Consider the following 3,421-nt stretch of genomic DNA (forward strand, 5'->3'; position numbering starts at 1 on the left):
CACCCGTGCTGCGCTCGGGCGCGCGACCGGGTGACGTGGTGGCGCACGCCGGGGTGGCCGGCTGGTCGGCGGCCGGTCTCGCCCTGCTCCACGCGGGTCGGAGCGATCTGGACCTCGACCTCGTCGGTGCGCACCTGCGGCCCGTGGCGCCCCTGGGAGCCGGCCCTGCCGCCGCGGTCGGGGGCGCGACGGCCATGCTCGACGTGTCCGACGGAATGCTGCGGGACGCGGGGCGCCTCGCGCGGGCGAGCGGCGTCGGGATCGAGCTGGACACGGCGGCGTTCGCGGGAGACCTGGAGCGTCTGCGGGCGGTGGCCGACGCGGTCGGGGTGCCTGCCGAGCGCTGGGTGCTCGACGGCGGCGAGGATCACGGCCTGCTGGCCACGTTCCCCGCCGGCGCCACGCTGCCTGAGCCGTTCCGCGTCGTCGGCCGGGTGGTCCCGGCGGGAGCGGGAACCGTCACCGTCGACGGGGTCGCGGCCCCCGCACGGTCCGGGTGGGACCACTTCGCCGGCTGRTCGGCCGGTCAGCCGCGGCGGTAGCGGACCTCGAGGAGGCTCTCGCCGCCGATGTCRTCGTAGCGGTCGATGCCGTCCGCCTGGAAGCCGTGCCGGCGGTAGAAGTGCCGGGCGCGCTCGTTGTCCGCGAGGACCCAGAGCGTGATCGTCGTGGCGCTGCCGACCTCCGCGATCACCGTGCGCATCAGGTCGCGGGCGACGCCGTGACCCCAGGTGCCCGGGTCGAGGTAGATGGAGAAGATCTCCTGGTCGCCGCGCCCCGCGTCCTCGTCGCGGCTGGGCCCGACGGTGACGAAGCCGACGATGCGCTCACCCGAGAGCGCGACCCACGTGCGGATCTCCTCCCGCGGGCCTTCGCGCAGGTACGTGCGCCACTGCGCGATGCGGGCGTCCGCGTCCAGGGAGGCGAGGTACGCGTCCGGCACGATGCCCGCGTACGCCTCCTGCCACGACCGCACGTGCACCCGAGCGATGTCTGCGGCGTCCCCCTCGGTGGCGACCCGGATCGTCACCTCGTCCAGCTGCTCGACCATGGAGGTCACCTTGCCACAGGTGTCGGGCATGACGAAGGCCCATGAGGTGACAACCTCATGGGCCTTCGAGAACGTCTGGTGACGTCAGATGGCGCGCTGCACCTTGCCGGCCTTGAGGCACGACGTGCACACGTTGAGACGCTTGGGCGTCCCCGCGACGACGGCACGCACGCGCTGGATGTTCGGGTTCCAGCGCCGCTTCGTGCGCACGTGCGAGTGCGAGATGCTGTGCCCGAAGCTCGGGCCCTTGGCGCAGACGTCGCAGTTGGCAGCCACGGTCTTCTCCTGTTGCTCTTTGCGGATCATGTGCCGCGTGTGCGGCGAAGTCATGGGTCGGGGCGCACGAGCGACACCGTCTCCGTACCGTTTCCGGAAGTGGATGCGGGGGCCGCGATCGGGCACCACCAGCGCCCAGCAAGGCCGGGCAACCGGTCAAGACTAGCCCATCGGGCACGTCGGCCCAAATGTGGGCGGGATGAGGCAGGGTGGTGCCCCGTCGAGGCAGCCGTGGGCGTCGACGGCGTGGTGAGGTGATCCAGGACGACGGAGGTGCGGTGGACCAGCTCGAGGCAGCGGCGGTGCGCGAGTGGGCGCACGCGGCACGCTCCGCGCTGGACGCCGCACGGGACCGGATCGACGCCGTGAACGTGTTCCCGGTGGCGGACTCCGACACCGGTACCAACGTGCTGCTGACCGTCGCGGGCGGCGCGGACGCGGTCGGGCTCGTCCCGGTCGGCGCGTCGGCGCAGGACCTCGCTCGCGCCTTCGGCCGGGGTGCCCTGCTCTCCGCACGCGGGAACTCCGGCGTCATCGTCAGCCAGTACCTCACCGGGTTCGCGCGTGCCCTGCCCGCGCGGGCAGGTGCCCCCGAGGTCGCCCGCTGCCTGGCCGTGGCCGGACGCGCCGCCCGGGAGGCGACCGTCGAGCCGCAGGAGGGCACGGTCCTCACGCTGGCCGACGTCGTGTCGAGCGCGGCTGCCACGGCCGCGGACGCCGGTGCCGATCTGCCCACGACGCTGGCCGAGGCGGTGGCCGAGGCCCTGCGCGCGCTCGGTCGGATCAGCGCGGTGCACCCCGTCCTGCGGGCGGCGCGGGTGCTGGATGCCGGTGCCTGCGCGCTGATCGTCGTGCTCGACGCGCTCGCCCGGGCGGTCTCCGACGAGCGGCCCCTGCAGGTCCCGCTCGACTGGCTCCCGACCACCGCCGCGCACCTCGCGTCCGTCGAGCCGTCCGGTGGTGCGTTCGAGGTCATGCTCCTGGTGAGCGACGAGCACCCCGTGATCGACACCGGGGCGGAGCTGCGCCGGCGGATGGGGTCCGTGGGGGACTCGGTGGCGGTCGTCGGCGGAGACGGGTGGTGGCACGTCCACGTGCACACCGACGACCCGGCCGCGGCGATCGCCGGTGCCGCGCTGGGGCGTCGGGAGCAGGTCCTCGTCCGGCTCCTCGCGGGCGCGCACGCGGGTGGCTCGGCCCTGACCGGCCGGGCCGACGGGCTCGAGCGTTGGGGCGTCGTGGCGTGCACGGCCGCCCCCGGCCTGGCCGCCTGGTACGCGTCGTCCGGTGCGGTGGTCCTGGTCCGGTGCCCCGAGGCGCCGGTCCGGGTGCAGCACCTCGCGCGGGCGGTCACCGACACCGGGGCGACGCACGTGGCGCTGCTGCCGGGGACGGGCGTCGACCAGGACGAGGTCGCCGCGCTGGCTGCGCCCGACGTCGTGATCGAGGCTCTCGACGCGACCGACGAGGTCCGCGCGGTGGTCGGCTCGTTGGCGCTCGCGGGTGCGGGTCCGACCGCGCAGGGCTGCGCCGCGGCCCGGGCGGCGCTGGCACGCCTGGACGTGCACGCGATCGACGTGGCCTCCGCGCGCACCGTGACCGACGCCGTCGACGCCCTCGTGCGCGCCCCGCGACCGGTGCCCGCGGAGAGCCTGACCGTGCTGCTGCACGCGGCGCACGAGGACGGTCTGGTGGACGGACTCGTCGACCACCTGGCCGCGCACCACCCGGGCGTCGAGGCGACCGTGGTCGGTCCGACGGGGCACGGTCCCGCGCTCGTGCTGGGGCTGGACTGACCGTGGCCGGCCGCGACGGGCTCATCTACCCGGACAGCGTCCACACCCACGTGGACGTGCTCCACAGGCGGGTGGAGGGCAAGCCCGCCGAGCAGAAGAAGTACGCCGCGCTCGGCATCGAGACGGTCGGCGACCTGCTCTCCCACTACCCCTGGCGCTACGCGGACTCGCGCGAGGTCACCGACATCGCGAGCCTCGCGGTGGGGCACAACGTGTCGCTCGTCGCCCAGGTGCGGGGCGCCGAGATCAAGCTCGCGCAGAAGACGGGCAAGCCGCGCGTCGAGGCCAAGGTCACCGA

Annotated in this window: 4 protein-coding genes and 1 pseudogene; 3 read left to right on the forward strand and 2 right to left on the reverse strand. The window is 74.6% G+C overall.

Features of this window, described 5'->3' with window-relative positions; genetic code table 11:
• Positions 1 to 542 (forward strand): thiamine-phosphate kinase (locus AC1DUQ_RS19505; protein WP_477074395.1); only part of this gene is annotated, 542 nt, incomplete at its 5' end.
• On the opposite strand, the gene AC1DUQ_RS19510 is transcribed toward AC1DUQ_RS19505, so the two are convergent.
• Both AC1DUQ_RS19510 and rpmB read right to left on the reverse strand, forming a co-directional pair.
• Positions 527 to 1,051 carry an N-acetyltransferase family protein gene (locus tag AC1DUQ_RS19510; protein WP_477063012.1) on the reverse strand — a complete coding sequence of 175 codons (525 nt, stop codon included), beginning with the start codon at positions 1,049 to 1,051 and terminating at the stop codon, positions 527 to 529. The two genes, AC1DUQ_RS19505 and AC1DUQ_RS19510, sit on opposite strands and share 16 nt — an antisense overlap.
• 84 nt (positions 1,052 to 1,135) lie before the next feature.
• Complete coding sequence (gene rpmB, locus AC1DUQ_RS19515; RefSeq protein WP_028050248.1) at positions 1,136 to 1,327, reverse strand: 50S ribosomal protein L28; 192 nt, start codon at positions 1,325 to 1,327, stop codon at positions 1,136 to 1,138.
• Between the two features lie 278 nt (positions 1,328 to 1,605).
• On the opposite strand from rpmB, the gene AC1DUQ_RS19520 reads away from it, so the two are divergent.
• Both AC1DUQ_RS19520 and AC1DUQ_RS19525 read left to right on the forward strand, forming a co-directional pair.
• On the forward strand, positions 1,606 to 3,123 hold the full coding sequence (locus AC1DUQ_RS19520) for a DAK2 domain-containing protein (RefSeq protein WP_477074396.1): 1,518 nt from the start codon (positions 1,606 to 1,608) through the stop codon (positions 3,121 to 3,123).
• 2 nt (positions 3,124 to 3,125) lie between these two features.
• Positions 3,126 to 3,421, forward strand: a pseudogene (locus tag AC1DUQ_RS19525) (ATP-dependent DNA helicase RecG); the annotation flags it as partial.

It is taken from the genome of Cellulomonas sp. P4_B5_2 (assembly GCF_056402235.1).